Origin of the sequence: Amycolatopsis sp. lyj-84, from assembly GCF_046549075.1 — a bacterium.
Lineage (GTDB): Bacteria > Actinomycetota > Actinomycetes > Mycobacteriales > Pseudonocardiaceae > Amycolatopsis.
This window is the reverse complement of sequence record NZ_JAJPWO010000014.1, coordinates 191,338-210,245: the sequence shown is the minus strand read 5'-3', so window position 1 is coordinate 210,245 and position 18,908 is coordinate 191,338. Positions and strand designations below refer to the sequence as shown.

The 18,908-nt window shown below is 68.5% G+C and carries 21 protein-coding genes, 2 tRNA genes and 1 pseudogene; 17 read left to right on the top strand and 7 right to left on the bottom strand.

What is annotated here, in order from left to right:
- Positions 1-19 precede the first annotated feature (19 nt).
- Positions 20-847, top strand: a complete 828-nt coding sequence (locus ACLJRM_RS34785) for an NAD(P)H-binding protein (RefSeq protein ID WP_410665506.1) — start codon at positions 20-22, stop codon at positions 845-847.
- On the opposite strand, the gene ACLJRM_RS34780 is transcribed toward ACLJRM_RS34785, so the two are convergent.
- Entirely contained in the window at positions 840-1,280 is a 441-nt protein-coding gene (locus ACLJRM_RS34780; protein ID WP_410665505.1) for a DUF5994 family protein, read from the bottom strand. The two genes, ACLJRM_RS34785 and ACLJRM_RS34780, sit on opposite strands and share 8 nt — an antisense overlap.
- A gap of 148 nt (positions 1,281-1,428) precedes the next feature.
- Between ACLJRM_RS34780 and ACLJRM_RS34775 the strand changes: the two genes are divergently transcribed.
- The 7 genes from ACLJRM_RS34775 to ACLJRM_RS34745 all read left to right on the top strand — a co-directional run bounded on the left by ACLJRM_RS34775 (position 1,429) and on the right by ACLJRM_RS34745 (position 6,994).
- Positions 1,429-2,577 (top strand): N(5)-(carboxyethyl)ornithine synthase, encoded by a 1,149-nt coding sequence (locus ACLJRM_RS34775; protein ID WP_410665504.1) that lies wholly within the window; start codon positions 1,429-1,431, stop codon positions 2,575-2,577.
- 71 nt (positions 2,578-2,648) lie between these two features.
- Positions 2,649-2,924, top strand: a complete 276-nt coding sequence (locus ACLJRM_RS34770) for a hypothetical protein (protein ID WP_410665503.1) — start codon at positions 2,649-2,651, stop codon at positions 2,922-2,924.
- Between the two features lie 9 nt (positions 2,925-2,933).
- Positions 2,934-4,325 (top strand): sensor histidine kinase, encoded by a 1,392-nt coding sequence (locus ACLJRM_RS34765; protein WP_410665502.1) that lies wholly within the window; start codon positions 2,934-2,936, stop codon positions 4,323-4,325.
- Positions 4,322-4,984, top strand: a complete 663-nt coding sequence (locus ACLJRM_RS34760; protein WP_101606186.1) for a response regulator transcription factor — start codon at positions 4,322-4,324, stop codon at positions 4,982-4,984. The genes ACLJRM_RS34765 and ACLJRM_RS34760 overlap by 4 nt, the downstream gene beginning before the upstream one ends.
- A gap of 60 nt (positions 4,985-5,044) precedes the next feature.
- Positions 5,045-5,629, top strand: a complete 585-nt coding sequence (locus tag ACLJRM_RS34755; RefSeq protein ID WP_410665501.1) for a DUF4956 domain-containing protein — start codon at positions 5,045-5,047, stop codon at positions 5,627-5,629.
- 29 nt (positions 5,630-5,658) lie between these two features.
- Positions 5,659-6,390: a polyphosphate polymerase domain-containing protein gene (locus ACLJRM_RS34750; RefSeq protein WP_410665500.1), complete on the top strand. Its 732-nt coding sequence runs from the start codon at positions 5,659-5,661 to the stop codon at positions 6,388-6,390.
- A gap of 64 nt (positions 6,391-6,454) precedes the next feature.
- Complete coding sequence (locus ACLJRM_RS34745; protein ID WP_410665499.1) at positions 6,455-6,994, top strand: hypothetical protein; 540 nt, start codon at positions 6,455-6,457, stop codon at positions 6,992-6,994.
- A gap of 21 nt (positions 6,995-7,015) precedes the next feature.
- Here ACLJRM_RS34745 and ACLJRM_RS34740 read toward each other — a convergent pair whose 3' ends face one another.
- Positions 7,016-7,177 (bottom strand): hypothetical protein, encoded by a 162-nt coding sequence (locus tag ACLJRM_RS34740; protein ID WP_410665498.1) that lies wholly within the window; start codon positions 7,175-7,177, stop codon positions 7,016-7,018.
- 257 nt (positions 7,178-7,434) lie between these two features.
- On the opposite strand from ACLJRM_RS34740, the gene ACLJRM_RS34735 reads away from it, so the two are divergent.
- Positions 7,435-7,511, top strand: a tRNA-Ile gene (locus ACLJRM_RS34735).
- 816 nt (positions 7,512-8,327) lie between these two features.
- Here the strand turns inward: ACLJRM_RS34735 and ACLJRM_RS34730 are convergent.
- From ACLJRM_RS34730 to ACLJRM_RS34720, 3 genes are read right to left on the bottom strand one after another with little or no spacing between them, the layout of a single operon-like run.
- Complete coding sequence (locus tag ACLJRM_RS34730) at positions 8,328-8,843, bottom strand: SRPBCC family protein (protein ID WP_410665497.1); 516 nt, start codon at positions 8,841-8,843, stop codon at positions 8,328-8,330.
- Positions 8,844-8,873: 30 nt separating this feature from the next.
- Positions 8,874-9,797 (bottom strand): VOC family protein, encoded by a 924-nt coding sequence (locus ACLJRM_RS34725; RefSeq protein ID WP_410665496.1) that lies wholly within the window; start codon positions 9,795-9,797, stop codon positions 8,874-8,876.
- Position 9,798: 1 nt separating this feature from the next.
- Positions 9,799-10,656: a fumarylacetoacetate hydrolase family protein gene (locus tag ACLJRM_RS34720; RefSeq protein WP_410665495.1), complete on the bottom strand. Its 858-nt coding sequence runs from the start codon at positions 10,654-10,656 to the stop codon at positions 9,799-9,801.
- A 128-nt stretch (positions 10,657-10,784) separates the two neighbouring features.
- Between ACLJRM_RS34720 and ACLJRM_RS34715 the strand changes: the two genes are divergently transcribed.
- Entirely contained in the window at positions 10,785-11,513 is a 729-nt protein-coding gene (locus tag ACLJRM_RS34715; protein ID WP_101606220.1) for a GntR family transcriptional regulator, read from the top strand.
- A gap of 183 nt (positions 11,514-11,696) precedes the next feature.
- Here ACLJRM_RS34715 and ACLJRM_RS34710 read toward each other — a convergent pair whose 3' ends face one another.
- Positions 11,697-11,828 (bottom strand): hypothetical protein, encoded by a 132-nt coding sequence (locus tag ACLJRM_RS34710; RefSeq protein ID WP_410665494.1) that lies wholly within the window; start codon positions 11,826-11,828, stop codon positions 11,697-11,699.
- A gap of 279 nt (positions 11,829-12,107) precedes the next feature.
- Here ACLJRM_RS34710 and ACLJRM_RS34705 point away from each other — a divergent pair, with 279 nt between their 5' ends.
- Together ACLJRM_RS34705 and ACLJRM_RS34700 are read left to right on the top strand one after the other, a co-directional pair.
- The gene (locus ACLJRM_RS34705) at positions 12,108-13,649 is read left to right on the top strand and encodes an FAD-dependent oxidoreductase (protein WP_410665493.1); all 1,542 of its coding nucleotides are present in this window, start codon (positions 12,108-12,110) and stop codon (positions 13,647-13,649) included.
- A gap of 23 nt (positions 13,650-13,672) precedes the next feature.
- A tRNA-Lys gene (locus tag ACLJRM_RS34700) sits at positions 13,673-13,738 on the top strand.
- 552 nt (positions 13,739-14,290) lie between these two features.
- Here ACLJRM_RS34700 and ACLJRM_RS34695 read toward each other — a convergent pair.
- Positions 14,291-14,910: pseudogene (locus tag ACLJRM_RS34695) on the bottom strand (TetR/AcrR family transcriptional regulator).
- A 93-nt stretch (positions 14,911-15,003) separates the two neighbouring features.
- Between ACLJRM_RS34695 and ACLJRM_RS34690 the strand changes: the two are divergent.
- The 5 genes from ACLJRM_RS34690 to hypE all read left to right on the top strand — a co-directional run bounded on the left by ACLJRM_RS34690 (position 15,004) and on the right by hypE (position 18,847).
- Positions 15,004-16,101 carry an FAD-dependent monooxygenase gene (locus ACLJRM_RS34690; RefSeq protein WP_410665492.1) on the top strand — a complete coding sequence of 366 codons (1,098 nt, stop codon included), beginning with the start codon at positions 15,004-15,006 and terminating at the stop codon, positions 16,099-16,101.
- Between the two features lie 9 nt (positions 16,102-16,110).
- Positions 16,111-16,311, top strand: a complete 201-nt coding sequence (locus tag ACLJRM_RS34685; RefSeq protein ID WP_410665491.1) for a hypothetical protein — start codon at positions 16,111-16,113, stop codon at positions 16,309-16,311.
- A 105-nt stretch (positions 16,312-16,416) separates the two neighbouring features.
- Positions 16,417-16,626, top strand: coding sequence for a hypothetical protein (locus tag ACLJRM_RS34680; protein ID WP_410665490.1), 210 nt, complete (start codon positions 16,417-16,419; stop codon positions 16,624-16,626).
- A 548-nt stretch (positions 16,627-17,174) separates the two neighbouring features.
- Positions 17,175-17,765: a cysteine hydrolase gene (locus ACLJRM_RS34675; RefSeq protein ID WP_101606225.1), complete on the top strand. Its 591-nt coding sequence runs from the start codon at positions 17,175-17,177 to the stop codon at positions 17,763-17,765.
- A gap of 56 nt (positions 17,766-17,821) precedes the next feature.
- The gene (gene hypE / locus ACLJRM_RS34670) at positions 17,822-18,847 is read left to right on the top strand and encodes a hydrogenase expression/formation protein HypE (protein ID WP_410665489.1); all 1,026 of its coding nucleotides are present in this window, start codon (positions 17,822-17,824) and stop codon (positions 18,845-18,847) included.
- Positions 18,848-18,908 lie beyond the last annotated feature (61 nt).

Sequence of the window (18,908 nt, the reverse complement as noted above, 5' to 3'; positions counted from 1 at the left end):
AGCGAACCGAGGAGCGACCATGATCGGGGTGACCGGAGCGACCGGGAACGTCGGACGGCGGCTGGTGGAAACCCTTGCCGCGGCGGGGGAAGAGGTGACGGCGGTGTCGCGCCGGATCTCGGCGGCGGACGTGCCGGACGGGGTGCGGACGGTGCGGGCCGACCTCGCGGTGCCCGGAGACCTGAAGCCGGTTTTCGAGGGCGCGGACCGGGCATTCCTTCTGACATCGGGGGAATTCCTGGCGGCGGGAGGTGACGTCGCGGACGTCGTCGCGGCGGCGGGGGAAGCCGGGGTGCGGCGGATCGTGCTGCTGTCCTCCCAAGGCGTCGGGAGCGGGCGGCACGCGCCGGCGTTCGAAGAGGCGGTCAAGGCGTCCGGTCTGGAGTGGACGGTGCTGCGGCCGGGAGGCTTCGCGTCGAACGCTTTCCAGTGGGCGCCGGCGATCCGCGCCGACCGGGTCCTCGCCGCGCCGTTCGGCGACGTCGCGCTGCCGGTGATCGACCCGGCCGACATCGCCGACGTCGCGGCGGCCACCTTGCGGGAATCAGGCCACAGTGGACAGACCTACGTGCTGACCGGACCCGGGCCGATCTCGCCCCGGGGGCAGGCGGCGGCCCTCGGTGACGCGCTGGGCGAGCCGGTGCGGTTCGCCGAACTGACCGAAGACGAGGCCCGTGCCGCGATGTCGGCGTTCATGCCGCCGGTCGTCGTCGAGGCCACGCTCGCCATCCTCAGCAGGCCGACGGAGGACGAGCAGCGGGTCGGCCCCGACGTCGAGCGGGTGCTCGGACGGCCGGGGCGGACCTTCGTCGACTGGGCGGCCCGGAACGCGGCGGCGTTCAAATGATCCGAGAGGCGAGCAGGGTCTCGAAGTCGTCGACGCTGTCCCGGTGCGCCGCGGTCATCAGCAGGTGATGCGCGAGCTCCGGCTCGGTCTCCGGCGGGACGACCAGCAGGGTCAGCCGTCGCCTGCCCGACGTGCCGACCACCGTCAAGGAATCGAAGTGCTGCGAGCGGAACCCTTCGAGCCGGACGTCGCCGCTTTCGACGACGAGCCGCCGGGGAGCGGGAGGCCAGGCCTCGAGGTTGTAGGTCACCCGCTCGATGTGGTCGAGCTGGACGGCCAGCACCACCAGCAGGGACGGCAGTTCGGCGGCGAGATCACGGGACGCGGGCCACCAGGCGCCGTCGACATAGCCGGTGGAGGGCGCTTTGGGCTTCAAGCGCAAGCGGGCGACGTGCTTCGGATGGTCAAGGGTGCTCGTCTGCGGGACCGTCATGGCGGTACTCCGTCCCAGGCCGAACGGGCCCGGATGCGCCGAGGACGACGTGAGCTCGACCGCCCACGCGCGAAATGCTCTCGGACAGTGCGAGTTTACGCTGGTCGCGGTCTTTGTGCTTAGACTGTGGTCTAGCTAAGGGGCCCACGTGGACCAGCTCACTCTCGGCGTCATCTCCCGCTCTCGCAAAGAAAACGAGTGGCGGCTTCCGATCCATCCGCGCCATCTCGAACGGATCGCCCCGGAACTCCGGAAACGCATCTACCTCGAACACGGCTACGGCGAGCGCTTCGGCATCCCGGACGAGGATCTGGTGCTGCTCGTGGCCGGTCTGCGGTCACGGGAATGGCTCATCGCGGAATGCGACATCATCCTCCTGGCCAAACCGCTCGCGGACGATCTGGCCGAACTCCGGCCGGGGCAGATCCTGTGGGGCTGGCCGCACTGCGTCCAGGACGACAAGCTCACCCAGCTGGCCATCGACCGGAAGCTGACGCTCGTCGCCTTCGAAGCGATGAACCACTGGCGGGGCGACGGTTCGTTCGGCTTGCACGTCTTTCACAAGAACAACGAACTGGCGGGCTACTGCTCGGTGCTGCACGCGTTGCAGCTGATCGGTTCGACCGGCGACTACGGCCGCCGTCTCCGCGCCGTCGTGATCGGCTTCGGGGCGACCGCGCGGGGTTCGGTGACGGCGCTGAACGCCCACGGGATCCACGACGTGCACGTGCTCACCCACCGCGGCGTGACCGCGGTCGGTTCGCCGATCCATTCCGCGAACATCGTGCACCTCGACCACGACCTGAACGGGCCTGCCGATCTCCGCCGCAGCCACGCCATCACCGAGACCGGCCGTGTACCGCTGTCGGACTTCCTCGTGGGGCACGACGTCGTCGTCAACTGCGTGCTGCAGGACCCCAAGGCCCCGTTGATGTTCCTCAAGGAGGAAGATCTCGCCGGGTTCAGGCCCGGAAGTCTCGTCGTCGACGTTTCCTGTGACGAGGCAATGGGTTTCAGCTGGGCGAAGCCGACGACGTTCACCGAGCCGACCTTCGAGGTCGGCGGTGTCACCTATTACGCCGTCGACCACAGCCCGTCCTATCTCTGGGACTCGGCCACCTGGGAGATCAGCGGCGCGTTGCTGCCGCATCTGAAGCGGATGCTCGGCGGACCCTCCGCCTGGGCCGCCGACGAAACGCTCGACCGCGCCGTCGAGATCAGCGAGGGCACGATCCGGAACACCGACATCCTGTCCTTCCAAGACCGTTCGCCGGAGTACCCGCACGCGCGTTCGTGAGCCCGGCTCGATGAGAAAGTTCTCATCGAGTCCTCATCGGCGTATCACCCGCGCCGGGCAACCTGGGTGATATGCGAGTCCGAATCTTCGTCCTGGCCGGGGTCGCCGCCGTCGTGGTGGCGGCCACCGGCACGTTCGCCGTCATCGCGGCCACCGCCGCCGCGCCGCCCGACCTCGGCCCGGCGGTCGTCGCCCCCGCCGGGCAGGCCGTCACCGGGCCGGGGGAGGGCGGTGCCCCGCCCGCCGTCGTCCCGCCCCGGCTGGCCGGGCACGACGACGACCTCGATGATGACTACGACCATGACGACGACGGTGACGACTCTTTCGACTTCGACCTCGACGACTGAGTGGGGCCGATGAGCGCCCGCGCCCGGATCCTCGCGTGGGTCCTGCTGGTCGTCCTGCTCGCGCTCGCCGGATCGCTGCTGGCGACCCGCACCGTCCTGCACAACCAGCTGGACCAGCGGCTCGACAACGAGATCGCGCACGAGACGGGCAAACTCAGGGCCTTCCTGGCGTCGCCGGACGCCCGGCCCGCCGGGCAGCCCGCCACCGTCGAGGCGATCCTCGGCCGTCACCTGGAACGGAATCTGCCCGAGAAGTACGAGACGTTCTTCTCGATCGTCGACGGCGCCGCGTCGAGGAGGAGCGCGATCGAGCCGCCGGTCCGCCTCGACACCGACCCGAAGTTCGCCGCCGAGCTGTCCCGGGCCACGAGCCCGGCGTACGGCACGGTCACCACCGCGGTCGGATCCGCGCGCTACGGCGTCGTCCCGGTGACCATCGAGGGCTCGCCGGGCCGCGGCACGCTGGTGATCGTCGAGTTCGTCGACCACGCCGCGGGCGAGATCAACGACGTCGTCGGCGTCATGGCCGCGATGTCCGGGGCCGCGCTGGTATTGGCCGGCCTGATCGGCTGGCTGGTCGCGGGCCGCATCCTCGCGCCGGTGCGGGAGGTCCGCCTCGCCGCGGAACAGATCGGCGAGACCGATCTTTCACGCCGGATCGAGGTCCGCGGCTCGGACGACGTCGCCGCGCTCGGGCGCACCTTCAACACCATGCTGGACCGGCTCGAAAGCGCCTTCGCCGGGCAGCGCGACTTCATCGACGACGCCGGGCACGAACTGCGCACGCCGATCACGATCGTCCGCGGCCACCTCGAATTGATGGGCGACGACCCCGAGGAGAACGCGGCCACGCGGCATCTGGTCCTCGACGAACTCGGCCGGATGCAACGGATCGTGGACGATCTGCTGGTCCTCGCGAAATCCGGCAGCCCCGACTTTCTTTCGCCCGGCGATACCGACCTCGCCGATCTCACCGTCGAGACGCTCGCCAAGTCCCGTCCGCTGGCCGACCGGGCGTGGCGGCTCGACGCCGTCGCCGAGGTGACCGTCCGCGCGGACGGGCAGCGGCTCACGCAAGCCCTGCTGCAACTGGTCTCCAACGCCGTCCGGCACACTTCGCCGGGCCAGGAGATCGCCCTCGGCTCGGAGGTCACCGCGACGACGGCGCGGCTCTGGGTCCGCGACACCGGAGAAGGAGTACCACCCGATTCGAGGAGCCGGATCTTCGAACGGTTCAAACGCGGCAGCAACTCGAGCGGCGACGACGGCGCCGGACTCGGCCTGGCGATCGTCGCCGCGATCGCCGAGGCGCACGGCGGCCGCGTCCTGCTCGACACCGTGCCCGGCGAAGGCGCGCGGTTCACCATGGAGATCCCTGTCGCGGAAGGGGCGGACCGGTGACCAGTGTGCTGGTGGTGGAGGACTCCGCGCGGATCGGCGCGTTCGTCGAGAAGGGCCTGCGGGCGCAGGGTTTCGCGACCCGCTGGGTCAAAACCGGCTCCGAGGGGCTGACCGAGGCGTTGACCGGCGCGCACGATCTGGTCGTGCTCGATCTCGGGCTCCCGGATCTCGACGGTTCGGATCTGTTGCGCGCCTTGCGCGCGGCGGGCCGGACGGTGCCGGTGATCATCCTGACCGCGCGGGACAGCGTCGTCGACCGGGTCGCCGGGCTCTCCGGCGGCGCCGACGACTATCTGGCCAAACCGTTCGCGTTCGAGGAACTGCTGGCCCGGATCCGGTTGCGGCTGCGGGGAAATCCCGAAGCCGAACCGGCGGTGCTGCGCGCCGGGGACCTCTCGCTCGACCTCCGCACGCGGAAGGCTTCGGTGGCGGGGGAGGAGAAGGACCTCACCGCTCGCGAGTTCGCGCTGCTGGAGACGCTGCTGCGCAACCGCGGCCAGGTCCTGTCCCGCGAGCAGTTGCTCGGCGGGGTCTGGGGCTTCGACTTCGACCCCGGCTCGAACGTGGTGGACGTCTACATCCGTTACCTGCGCGGCAAGATCGGCGCCGAGCGGATCGAAACGGTGCGGGGGATGGGTTACCGGCTCGGCGAGTCCTGATGAGACGGTTCTCATCCGGCTCTCACGACGGTCTCTTTTCCCGGCGGCACAGTGGTTCCCATGACCACGACCCTGCTTCATCTCGCCGTCGACCTCGTCGCCGCCGTCATCCTCGCCTACGGCATCTACGCCCGTCGCCACCACCGCGGTGACCTCGCCTGCGCCTACCTCGCGCTGAACGTCGGCGTCTGCGTTTCGGTCGCCGTGCTGCTTTCCGTGTCGACCGCGAGCGCGCTCGGGCTCGGCCTGTTCGGGGTACTGTCGATCATCCGCCTGCGGTCAGATTCGATCAGCCAGCAGGAGGTCGCCTACTACTTCGTCGCGCTGGTCCTGGGGCTGGTGAACGGGTTGCCGTCCGCGGACTGGCGGATCGTCGCGGTTTTCAATGTCCTGCTGCTCGCCGTCATGTACGTCGCCGACCACCCCTCGCGCACGCGCGGACCGCAGCGGCGGACGGTCGTGCTCGACACCGTGTACCCCGACGAGCAGACCATGCTGATGGAACTGCGGGCACGGCTCGGCGGAACGGTCGTGCGGCACACCGTGTCCGAAGTGGACTATGTCCGCGAGGTCACCGTCGTCGACGTCCGGTTCAGGCCGGACGCCACCCCGGTCGTCCACGGTGCTCCGGCGGGTCACCAGTGAGCGGGCGCGGAACGGCCACCGTCGCGGCGGTGGCCAAAGGGCTTCCTTCGCTGTCGCTGGCCGAAGTCGTCGCCACGAGCGGGTTGATGAGCCGCACGGATCGGAAGTACGTCCTTTCGCTCAACGATTTCCTGGCCGTCACCGAGGCGCTGTCGTCGCGGTGCCTGGAGATCGACGGGCAGCGGGTGTTCGGCTACTCGTCGACCTATTTCGACACGCCGGATCTCGCGATCTTCCGCGCGCACCGGCAAGATCGGCGGCGCCGGTTCAAGATCCGCACGCGCACCTACACCGACTCGGCCGACACCTACTGTGAACTCAAGGTCAGCGGACGGCGGGACGAGACGGTCAAGGTCCGCCGCCCGCATCCGGCCGGGTCGGCGCACGGCCTGACCGCGCCCGCGCTGGCGTTCCTCGACGACGCCCTCACCGCCGCTTACGGACGCCCCGCGCCCCGGCCGCTGATCCCCGCGCTGGTCACCGACTACCGGCGGACCACCCTCGTCACCGCCGACACCCGGATCACCTGCGACACGTCGCTGGTTTGGCGTGCGGGTTCGCGGAGCCTCGCCGCCGGGGGTGATCTGGTGCTGCTGGAGGTGAAGTCGGCCTCCGAGCGCAACAGCGTCACCGAGGCGCTGGCGAAACTGCGGATCCGCGAGCAGTCGGTGAGCAAGTACTGCGCGGGCCTGGTGGCGCTGGGGCTGGCGACCGGCGGGAACCGGTGGCGACCGGCGCTGAGGCGGCTCGGGGTGGCGTAACGATCGCGGCGTGGCGGCCGACCCCTGCTGTTGGGCCATCCGGCCCGAACGAGGGAGGGTGAGCATGAAGACGAGGGACAAGGTCGCGCTCGCGGCCGCGGGGCTGGCCGTCGCGGCGGCCGCGGGCACGGTGTTCGCCGGGACGTCCGGGGCCGTCGGCCCGTCGCCCGCGCCGAGCGTGCAGGCCGCGGAGACGTCGTGCGTGACCGACGGCGCCGGGATGTGCACCGTGCCGCACGCGCTGGGCGCGGTCCCGGCCGCGGTGGTGGTGTCGGCGAACACGCCGGGGCAGTTCAACGCGTACATGCTGAACACGGTGCAGGGTTCGTACACGGCGACGACGTTCCAGGTGCGGGCGATGTTCAACCAGACCACGCCGAAGGCGGGCGGGGCGATCTGGTTCAGCTTCGCGGCCTACGGTGGGCCGGTTTCGCCGCCGACCACGCCGACGCCGACGAAGACACCGACGAAGACGACTCCGCCGACCACTCCGCCGACCACGGCGTTGCCGCCTACGACGACTCCGGTGCCGACCACGACACCCACGACACCCACGACACCCACGACAGGCTTTCCGGGTGGTGGATCGGGCTCGGGCAGCTGAATGTCCAAAGAGGACCGGCGCTCACTGCCGGGGTCGCGGCGACGGCCGGTCGTCCAGTTCTTCGGCGAAGATCGTGTCGAGGTGGAGACGGGCCCGCCGCAGTACCCGGATGCTCGCCCTCAGTAACAACGCGGCGCCGATGACCGCCACGACACCGAGCCCGATGGCGATCGAATTCGCCACGAGCGCCTCCCTGCCCTGATGGGCGAGAAACCCGTGCCCATCCCGATGGTCAGCGTGCCCCGGGCGTGAGCCGCCCGGCGTTGGTCCCTGCAACCTAGACGAGCCGAACCCGTCCTGTGCTGGAAACCAGCTGTTTGGCCTAGGCGATCGCGGCAGGTGAGCGCTGTGATAACTTGGAGCGAACTGGGACTTCTGTGCGTTAGCAAACCCGCTGATCGGGCTGGGACGGCTCCCGCGGAGGTGTCAGGACACCCTTGGGGCCGGTAGCTCAGTTGGTTAGAGCAGGGGACTCATAATCCCTTGGCCGTCGGTTCGAGCCCGACCCGGCCCACCACGTCAACATCGCTGCCGACCTGCGGGGATGTTGGTCCTTCGGTGGCAATTTCGCCTCGACGTTGATCGCGACTGGGCTCCGTTATGTCTCCGTTTGCTCCGGGGTGCTCATAGGTGGAGGAGTGCTCTGCGGAGCCGGTTGTTGGCGTAGCAGCGTTTCTGCTTCCTCGTCACAACCGAACGGAGACTAGGTACCGACGGGGATCAGTCAACCGGAGGGTTCTTGGTTCGAGTCCAAGCGGGGAGCTTAAGTCCAGGCCGGTGGCCTGGACTTTCTTCGTGTCCGGGCTCAAGGGGGCGCTTAAGTGTCGATTTCGACCCTTGTCCGGTGCTTACCTGTCGCACCGCACGAGCGGCAGCGAAATCCGGCGCGCGGGCCCTGTGTTGGCCGCCGAGGTTGGCGGCTGGTCAAGCGGCGCCTCAATTCCGTCGAGCCCCGCCTTGAAGCGAGCAGCAGGGAATCCGTGCTCCTCCGGCTCACTTGCGGCTGAGCGCTCTCCTTGCTGTCTCAATCGAACGGCTATCGCTGGAGCGGCTTCGGTGGTGCGTATCGTCGCGCGAGCAACTCGGAGTTGCTCAGATTGACAGCTTCCGGACCTGCGAGAACAGCACTCGTGACCCCCTCGCTGCCAGTCTGGTTTGGACAGTGGCTCTGACCTGTGATTTTACAACGCATGCACGTCAGAACCGTTGTAAGTAAGGAAGCTTGATGCACTTCAGTGCGGTACGGTGCAGTTGGGCGCGCACCCGTGCTCCTACGGGGCCGACCGACGATCGAGCGAACGCCTCGATTCCGCACGATCAACACCTGCCGACGTCATCCGGCCGCGCCCTCGAGGTGTGCCTTGATCAGTTCCAGGCCGGGCTGGATGCGTACCGGGTCCTCGACCGGGTGCGGGCCGGGCGGCTCGGTGTCCGGGACCAGTCGTTCGAACAGGCGGCAGAACAGGGTCGTTCCGTCTCCGAGGCCGAACGTGGTGAAGGTGGCGATCGCGTGCATCGCCGGGGCCAGGGAGCCGTCGTCGAGCACGTCCCGGCCGACCACCGTCCACAGCTTTCCGGGGACCCGCGCCACCACGGTGTAGAGCTTCGGCTTCTCGTTCAGCTCCGGCCGGATGGTCTCGAGCAGTACGTCGCCCATCTCGGCGGGAACGCCTTCGGTGCCGCGTCGCACCTCGGTGCCGAGGGCCATCGGCAGCCATTTCGGCAGGTTCGACCAGGTGGTCACCCAGTCGTACACGGCCTGTGCCGGGCGGTTGATGACGATGCGGTTTTCGACGAACCGGATGTTCAGATTGTCCGGGATTTGGGGTACATACAGTTCCACTGGCATGACTTTCTCCTTTGCTGATCAGGTGCGAGGTCACCGGGAGGGTGCGTGTAATCCGGTCATGAGCGCGGCGAGGTCGTCCGGTTCCAGGAACGACGGTGGCGGGGGCGGGCCCCAGCTGAACAGGCCTTGGGCGCCCTCGAAGACTTCAGGGGTCCAGATCTCGTCCTCGGGGATGCAGTCCATGTCGGCGTAGTACTCGCTGAAGTTGCCCGCCGGATCCTTGAGGTACCAGAAGAAGTTGGATCCCGCGTGGTGCCTGCCGAGGCCCCAGACATGTCGCTCGGGGTTGCCCGTCAGCATCGCCGCCGCGCCTCGTCCGACGTCGTCGATGTCGTCGACCTGCCAGGACGTGTGATGCAGGAAGTTCACCGGTGCCGCGAGCGCCAGCACGTTGTGGTGATCGACCGAGCAGCGCATGAAGGCGCCCTTGTTCCCGATGTAGTCGCTGACCTTGAAACCGAGTCCCTCGGTGAAGAACCCCATGGTGGCTTCGAGATCGGTCGTGCCCACCACGCAGTGGCCGAGTTTCTTGGGCCGGACCGGGTCCTCGCGCAGCACTCCGGGCGCGCGGCCGAATCGCTCGATGCGGCCGGGCCCGTTGTAGGGGGTGGCCGGGACGGGCCGCTGCAGGATTCTCGGCGCGATTTCGACGCGGACGGTGAACCCGGCGACCGGCTCGATCGCGGTGACCGCGGTGCCGTCCGTGCCGCCTGCCACGCCGAGGCGATCCAGCCGTGACGCTGTCCGTGCGATGTCGTCGGCATCGTCGACCCCCACCCCGAGTTGGAGCAATCGTCGTGATGCGGCGTGCCGGACCCGCAGCTGCTCGCCGCCTTCGCGAGTACTGAAGGCCCCGTCGCCGAGGTGGGTGAGCCCGAACTCGGAGTAGTAGGCGATGGTTTCCGCGACGTTCGGGACACCCATGGTGACCTGGGTGAGGCGGTGCATGCCCATGTCAGTCCTCCTGTGCGGTGACGAATGTCTGGCGCATCTCACCGATGCCTTCGATCCAGCTGACGAGGTGTTCGCCTGCTCGCAGGAACCGCTTCGGCGTGCGGCCCATGCCCACGCCCGCCGGGGTCCCGGTGAAGACGAGATCGCCCGGATACAGGGTGATGGTCCGCGACAGCGCGGATACCAGCCTGGCGACCGGGTAGATCAGTTCGCGGGTGCGCCCGTCCTGCACGGTCTCGCCGTCGACCGCGCAGCCGAGCGCCAGGTCGTCCCGGTTCGCCAGCTCGTCCGGCGTGACCAGCCACGGCCCGACCGGCGCGAAATTCGGGAAGGATTTACCCAGGCTGAACTGCGGGGCGGGGCCGGCCAGTTGCGTGACGCGCTCGGAGAGGTCCTGTCCGATCGTCATCCCGGCGACGTGGTCCCACGCGTCGGATTCCGCGACGCGGGTGGCGGTCCGTCCGATGACGGCGACGAGTTCCACCTCCCAGTCCACGTCGCCACCGGCCGGTAGCACGACCTCCGCGTCGGGGCCGGTCAGCGCGGAGACGAACTTGGTGAACGTCGGGGGAAGTCCTTCCGGTGCCTTGAAACCGGACTCGGCGGCGTGGGCGTCGTAGTTCAGGCCGATCGCGACGATCTGCCGCGGGGCAGGGGAAGGAGAACCCAGCTGCGCGCGGGTGAAGACGACGCCGGGTTCGGCGGGCGGCTGTCGCGCCCAGGCCCGGAACCCGTCCCAGTTCTCGTAAACGGACACGAGACCGGGGCCGAACTTGCCGCCCGACGCGGTTTCGACGTCGATTCCGGTGTCGTCGGCGGTCAGCAGGACCGCGCGTCCGTCCACATTGGCCAGTTTCATGACTGCACCTTTCGGGATCCGGCCGTGCACGACTCCTCGTGCGGCTGAAGGGGCTGCGAGCTAAATTCGAAACTAGACCCAAACTTTCGAAAGTTCAACCAAGATTCGTAAAGTGCTAGGCTGGGGGCATGACCAAGAGCGGCGGAGCGACCCGCACCGACGGCATCCACCAGGCGTTGCGCGCCGACATCCTCGCCGGTCGGCTGGTTCCGGGCGACCGGCTCAAGTTCCCGGACCTGGCCGACCGCTACCAAGTGAGCGTCGGTGCCACCCGCGAGGCGCTGACGAGGCTGGTCGCCGAAGGGCTGGTGGTGGCCAGGCCGCGTCAGGGTTACCTGGTCCGGCCGCTGTCCCATCAGGATCTGGCCGAACTGACACAGGCGCGGGCGGAGATCGAGTCCCTGGTACTGGGGCTGTCGGTGCGCGAAGGCGACACCCGCTGGGAGGCCGATGCCGTTGCCGCGCACCACTTTCTGGAACGCGCGCCGTATCGCGACCCGGCCGATCCGGACCACCTGTCCGACGAGTGGTCGCAGGCACACGCGGCCTTCCACCACGCGCTGCTGGCCGGCTGCCGCAACCAGCGGCTGCTCGACGCGGCACGGTCGTTGCGGCAGGAGGCCGAGCTGTACCGGCAGTGGTCGGTGTCCCTCGGCAACGAACCCGGCCGCGACGTCGCCGCCGAGCATCGAGCACTGCTCGACGCCGTTCTCGCGCACGACGCCGACCACGCGCAGGAACTGCTGCGTGACCACATCGCGCACACCGCCCGGCTGTTGATCAGCTGTGCGCCCGATCAACCCAACCAGGTCGGGGGAGAATCGGCCTCGCGGTCCTCGGTGACGAACACTTCGTGAATCACCTCATGCGCACCGCAATAGGGCGCCGTCCATCCGGTTGGAAGGGTGCCGCACACCCGGCCACCACACGTCCTGTCATTGCCTGTCCCGGTTGCCGACGCTGGTCGGTATGACGGGCGATATCGATGTGACAGGCATATGGGTCACCGCGGACGGGCATATCCAGCAGGAGTCCGGTGGTTAACGCCGCCGGCGTTTCCGCATCCTGAAGGCCACCACGCCCACCACGGCGAGGACAGCCACGGTCACCCACACCACGGTGGGCACACCGAACAACAGGCCAGTGGCACTCAGCAGGGATCCGATCAACATGAGCGGTGCTCCTTCGATGGTCACTATCGCGACGGCATAACCGTTGATGACGACGCTACGAACACCACCCCGGGTGTGTCGTCGGTTCGCGGTAGGAACCGCGGTGGAGATTTCCCAGGTAGATCTCCACCCGATCTCCACCTCCAGCACCAGGACACCCCGCCCGGAAACCGGCTAGCGTCACCGCCGATCGCTTCAGTGACCGCACGGGATCAGGGAGGGTGTGATGGCGAGCATGCATGCCGCATCGGCGCCGGCAGTGCGCCAGGACGGGGACCGATGACCGACGTCCTGATCGCGGGCGCCGGACCCACCGGGCTCACGCTGGCCATCGAGCTGGCCCGCCGGGGCGTCGACGTGCGCATCGTCGACCGAGCCGGCGAGCACTTCCCCGGTTCGCGCGGCAAGGGGCTCACCGCACGCACCCAGGAGGTGCTGGACGACCTCGGTGTCGCCGACGAGGTGCTGCACCACGGGTTCCGGCACCTGCCACACCGGCGGTACCTCGACGGCGACCTGGTTGCCGAGACCGACCCGCACGCCCAGCGGGCACCCACACCGGATCGACCCTACGACGGCGGGCTGCTGATCCCGCAGTGGCGGATCGAGCGGATCCTGCGCGCGCGGCTCGCCGAGGACGGCGTGCGGGTGGAACTGGCCGCAGGCCTCGTCGAGTTCAGCCAGTCCGCGAACGGTGTGCATGCCGTGCTGGATACCGGCGAGCGGGTGGCTGCGCGCTACCTGGTCGGCTGCGACGGCGGCCGCAGCACCGTGCGCAAGGCACTCGGCGTGCGCTTCGAGGGCGAGAACAAGGAGCAGGCCATGCTGCTCGGGGACGTCGAACTCAGCGGGATCGAACCGGACGCCTGGTACCAGTGGACCGTCCGACGGCGCGGGTTCCTGGCCCTGTGCCCGTTCCGCCACGAGCGGTCCTGGCAACTGCAGGCCGTACCGTTCAGCGACCTCGGCGCGGAGGGCAGCCTCCCCGAACCCTCGCTGCCGTACTTCCGGCGGATCGTGGACGATCTCGCCGGCGAGCACGGCATCCGGCTCTCAAAGGCAACCTGGCTGTCCACGTACCGGGTGAACGTGCGGATGGCCGACCAGTTCAGGGTGGGCCGGGTGTTGCTGGCCGGCGACGCGGCGCACGTGCATCCGCCGGCCGGCGGCCTCGGCATGAACACCGGCATCCAGGACGCGTACAACCTCGGCTGGAAGCTCGCCATGGTGTGTTCCGGCGCGCGGCAGACGCTGCTGGACAGCTACCAGGAGGAGCGGCTCCCGGTCGCCGCGTGGACGCTCGGCGTGAGTGCCGAGGGGCTGCGCAGGGTCGCGGAGCGGTTCGTCAACGGTGGCAGCACGGACATCGCGGACGGCGCGCCTCCGGGCGGCCAGCAGCTCGGGCTCGGCTACCCGGCCAGCTCGCTATCCGTCGACGGCGACGCAGGGAATGGACCGCGAGCCGGTGATCGTGCGCCCGACGCGCCCTGCGCCGACAACTCCGGTACGCCACGGCGGCTGTTCGACGCTTTCCGCGGCCCGCATTTCACCCTGCTCGGCTTCGGCGAGTCCTGCGCCGGTCCACTGCAGGACGTCGGCACCGTCCACAGTGGACTCATCAAGCCGGTGTCGGTCGGCGCGCCGGGCAGCGGTGCCGATCTGGTGGACGTCGAAGGGCACGCGCGGACCGCGTACGGCGTCACCGGGGACACCCTCGTCCTGGTGCGGCCTGATGGCTACCTCGCGCTGCGCGCACCCGGCGCGAGCAGGACCGCCGTGCGGGACTACCTGGACCGGGTCGGCGTCAGCCGGAGCGTTTGACCGCCGAGACGTCGATTGACACGGGTTGACATGGTAGAGCTGCGGACTTTTTGATCCGTAGGTTCTGGGTTCGAGCCCCAGGCGGCCCACAACGTCAACATCGCCGATGACCTGCGGGGATGTTGTCTTTTCTGGGGTCTGTCCGCCTCGGCGTCGACCGCGATTGGGCTCCGTTTGCGCTGCTGTGCCGAAGTTCGTGTCCAGCTAGCTGCACCGGGGCCTACGGCACGCTGGTGCCCCTCGCCTGTGAGTGGTCCAGTGTGCCATGAAAGTGATGACCGAAGATGCGCGGGCTGGCGGCCGTGAGCGCATCGTCGAGCGCCCCAGAGTTCCGGGCGTGCAGCATCGCGCCCTGGGTGCTCCGCAGCGCAGGCGCCAACGCATCGAAGGCCGAATCTTCGGTGTGCCAAGCTCCCCGGCTCACCACCGCGGGCACCTCCGGCCGGCTGGCACTCAGCGGCCCCGGTCAACCCGCGTGGCTCGCGCACGAGCACCAGACCCGTAACGACCTCATTGCCAACCTCGCCAGGGCGCGACGGATCGCCTTGACGTGAGTCGGTCCTGGACTGTGTCGCGTGCGCATCAACAGGTCTACCGCATCGAGGCGGGTCGGAGCCTTGGCGCAGAGCAGGCTTCGCTGATCAGCGGCTGATATGGGCTGGTGCCTTTCCTGGAGTGACGGCCTCTCGCCCATGTCGAGGGGGACCGGTGACGGCCCAGGCCGCCTCGATCATGCGGAAGATCTCGTCCACCGCGGCATCCGGATCGGCCGCCTCGCGGGCCGGCGAATGGGCGTCGATCACGAACCGCGCGATGGTGCGGCAGGCCGTGGGAGCCGGCGACAGGCCCAGATCGGCGGCGATGGCCGTTGCCAACGACTCGGCGTGGCGCAGCCTCATCGACGCCTCGTACTCCCGCAGGTCGGATGACCCGTCGATCATGCGCCAGATCGGAGCGGCGCCTCCGCCGCGCAATGTCGCACCATGGCCCGCATCTCGCGGCGCAGCGCAGGGATGAGCGGCTCACCCGGCACCCGGCCGGCGACCGCCTGCGTGAGGCGATGCTCGAGGTCCTGGTCCTGCTCGAACACCAGGGCTTCTTTCGAGGCGAAGTGGGAGAAGAGCGTGGTGACCGCCACGTCGGCCTCGGCGGCCACATCACGGATACCCACCGCGTCGTACCCGCGTTCCAGGAACAGCCCCAGGGCGGTGTCAGCGATCTTCTGGCGGGTCGCGGCCTGACGTCCTGGCGGCACGGTCACTCGCCGATGCTATCAGCTACAAAAGAGTAACTGTTTCAAAACACTAACTGTTAGTGCTACGGTCGGCCGCATGAAGAACGAAGGGAACGAACGATGCACACGGTGATCGTCGGGGCAGGTTTGGTCGGACTGACCACCGCGGCCTCGCTGCGGCTGATCGGACACGAAGTCACCGTGCTGGAACACGCGCCGGAGGTGCGAGCCGCCGGGGCGGGCATCGGCCTGTGGCCCAACGCGCTGCGGGAGTTCGACACCCTCGGCATCGGGGACGACGTCCGCGGCCTGGGCGAGGCCGTCGACGCCTGGTGCTACGACCCGACAGGACGCCCGATCCGCGCGACCGGCTACGACGCGGCCGCCTACCAGTTCCTGATGGTGCCGCGGCCGGAACTGAACAACCTGCTCGCCGATACCGTCGGCCGGGACCGGATCCGTCTGGGAGCACACGTCACCGGCTTCACCGAACACGACACCCAGGTGGAGGTGCACCTCGCTGACGCCGCGCCGTTGCGGGCGGACCTGCTGATCGGCGCGGACGGGGTGTACTCCGACGTGCGCACCGCCCTGGTGCCCGGCAGCGCGGCGGTCGAGCACGTCGGCAACTACGCCTGGCGGGCGGTGCTGCCCGTCGGCCACGAGCGGCCGGAGGGCACGATGGTCACGATCGGCCCCGGGCGGACCCGAGGCGGGTACACCCGGGTCTCCCAGGACCGGACCATGTGGTGGGTCGGCCAGTTCGACGCGGGCGAACTCGTTGGCAGCAAACGGGAACGGGCGCTGTGGCGGGCCCGCAACGTGGCCGAGTCCGGCTGGCACGAAGAGCTGCTGGAGATGATCGCCGCCACCCCGGAGCAGTCGATCCTGGAGAACCAGATCATGCGCGTCCCCGAGCTGTCGCACTGGACCACGGCCCGGGTCGCGCTGATCGGCGACGCCGCGCACGGCCTGTCCCCGCACATCGCGGCGGGCGGCACTCTCGGTATCGAGGACGCCGGAGTGCTGCGCGCCGAACTCGCCGACGAGTCCGACATCGCCAAGGCCCTCGCCCGCTACGAAAGCGCCCGTCGTTCCCGGTTCGAGAAGGTGCGCGAGCACTCCGAAGCGGTCGAAAACGCCAACGGCGCCGCCGAGTCCGCCGAACGCTACGCCGCCTTCGGCCACTGGATGCTCACCACGGCACCCGCCACCTGAATCGGCCGCGTGCCGTCAACCGCGGCAGTCAGCCAAGGGAAACGCCTCGGTTACCTGGGCGTCACCCTCGACCCGGAACGCAACCGGTCCGCACACGGCGACACCGACCTCACCGCCACAGGATCGGCGATACGGACCCTGGTGATCACCGCCAGGGAAGACCTCCAGATCGCCCGAGAGACCCGGTGCGCCGCCCCGGCGCGGCGCTGATGGGAACGGTGGTCCGCGCGGGCTCCGGTGCCGGCGTAGTGGTCGCCATCGGTGCTCGCACCCGGTTCGACTCGATCGCGGCCGGACTGGACACCCACCCGCTCGATGTCCGTCATCTCCCGCGGCACCTCGGGCGTATCGACTCTCATCACCAAGGGCGCACCGGAGGCCGTGCTGGAGCGCTGCGTGGGCGTGCCACCCGAGGCACGGGCCGCCCTGGACGCAGAAGTCGCCGCGGGCACCACGTACGGCAGGCCGTCGATCGCCGCCGCGGCGACGGCGAGTTCGGCGGGCGAGTACTTCCCCCAGGCCTGACGGGCGGCGGCCTCGTCGACCGCTCCGCCGACGCCGACCGTCGGCAAGCCGCTCGCCCGTGCGTGGCTCCCCAGGAGACGAAAGGAGTGAGCCATTTGTTGTAAGTAATGGGTTCCGGGAGGTGGGCGAAGTCGTTCGATGACTGATGACGCAGGTATCCCGAAGGGCTTGATCCTTTTGTCGCACTACGGATTTCGGAGCTGTCGCGGATGCGTGATGGCCCTCGTCGACGCGGGTATCCGTATGTGACGGGACGGAAATCTGTGGAATTCCCCGAAGGTCGGGTAATTGATCTTTCGGCGCCGAATTCGGGGCTTGACACGGTGACATTCGCTGGGTAGACAAAGGTGTGTCAGTGGTCTCGACCATTGAACGGCTGGGCGGGAATGTGAAAATAAAGGGGGACTGGGGGAGCGAGTCTTTCTGACGGGATTCGTTTGCGGCCTTGGGTCGATCTCTGGGGACTCCTTTGTTCGATCCTGCTGGATCGTTTTCTGTGTCTCATGGGTGTTTTCTCTATTCGTCATTCCTCTCGACAAGGAGCTGTCATGGGCAAAATCGCCGTCATCACCAACGATCTTCAGGGTGACGTGGTCTACCTGACCCCCGAACGCACAGCGGTGATGACCGACGCGCAGCCCCACTACATCGCCTTCCTCGACGAGATGCGGCGCCGCGGCCACACGGTCTACCACCTGCAGCTGATCAACCTGCCCGACGACCCGAACGCGAACCGCCGGGCGGACGGAACCCTGCCGCTGCAACGCGAAACCGAAGGTGCGGCGATTCTCCCCGCGTTCCTCGGCGAAGGCGACGTCGTCGTGGAGAAGAACAAGGACAGCGGTTTCTACGAGACGAAATTGCACGATCTGCTTCAGGCGGAGGGTGTCGAGACCGTTGTGGTCACCGGATTGCAGACCCAGATCTGTGTCCAGACCACCGCCGCCGACGCGTTCTTCCGTGGTTACAACGTCTGGGTGCCCGCCGAATGCGTCGTTTCCGACAAGACGGCGGATCGTGACCGTTCCCTCGCCTGGCTCGCCGGGTATTGCGCCACGGTCGCGAGCTCGAAAGAGATCTTGGAAACCCTCGACATCAAGGGTGAACTGCCCCGAATGGTCGTCAAGACCCTTCCTTGAGCACTGTCCGAAAGGGCTTCCGGCCCTCGCTCGAAGAAAGGAAGGTAGGACGCCCGATGACAGACTCGGTGACCGGCCTCGACGAGGTCGTTCTGGACCACGGAAGCGGAGCCAAGCTCAGCGGTGAGTTGATCTCCTTCGTCGTCGAGACACTCGGCGAGGTGTACATCGGCGAGATGGAGGACAGCGCGATGCTGTCCCTTCCCGCCGGGCGGATCGCGATGACCACGGACTCGTTCGTGGCCGATCCGCCGTTCTTCGGCAACGGGGACATCGGCAAGATCTCGGTCTGTGGCACGGTGAACGACCTCGCCGTGGTCGGCGCGCGGCCGCTCTACCTGACACTCGGGATGATCCTGGAGACGGGGCTGCCGATGGCCCGGCTCCACCAGGTGTGCACGTCGATCCGGGAGACGGCGCTCGAGGCGGGCGTCCAGATCGTCTGCGGTGACACCAAAGTGGTCCGCAAGGGCGAGGTCGACCAGATCTACCTCAACACCGCCGGCATCGGCGTCTTCGAGCGCGCGCCGCTGCGGATGCGCGACGTCCGGCCCGGTGACCGGGTGATCCTCAGCGGACCGATCGGCAACCACACGGTGCACCTGCTGTCGATCCGCGAGGGCCTCGGCTTCGAGCAGCGGGTGCTGAGCGATTGCGCGCCGCTCAACGGGCTCATGGACACGCTGCTGACGACGGTCGGCGAGGGCGCGGTGCATTCGGTCCGGGACGTCACCCGCGGCGGGCTGGCCGCCGTCCTGCACGAGTACGCCAGGGCGTCCGGGCACGCCGTCCGGTTCGAACAGGACCGGCTGCCCATTCAGTTCGAGACCGTGATGGCCGCGGACATGCTGGGAATCAACGCGATTCACGCCGCCAACGAAGGCTGTCTGTGCCTGTTCGTCGATCCGGCGGCGGAGCAGGAAGTCCTGGCCGTGCTCCGCTCGCACAAGTACGGCGCCGAGGCGACGACGATCGGCGAGGTGACCGGAGACGCGGATCCGATCGTGCTGAGGCGCGACGCGGACGGACGGGATTCCGTGGTCGAGGAACTTCAGGGTGCCGAGCTGCCGCGTCTGTGCTGATCAGTGAAGTGCTGAGCGGGGAGGTGACGAGATGCCGAGTAGTGATGTGAGTGTCCGGCGG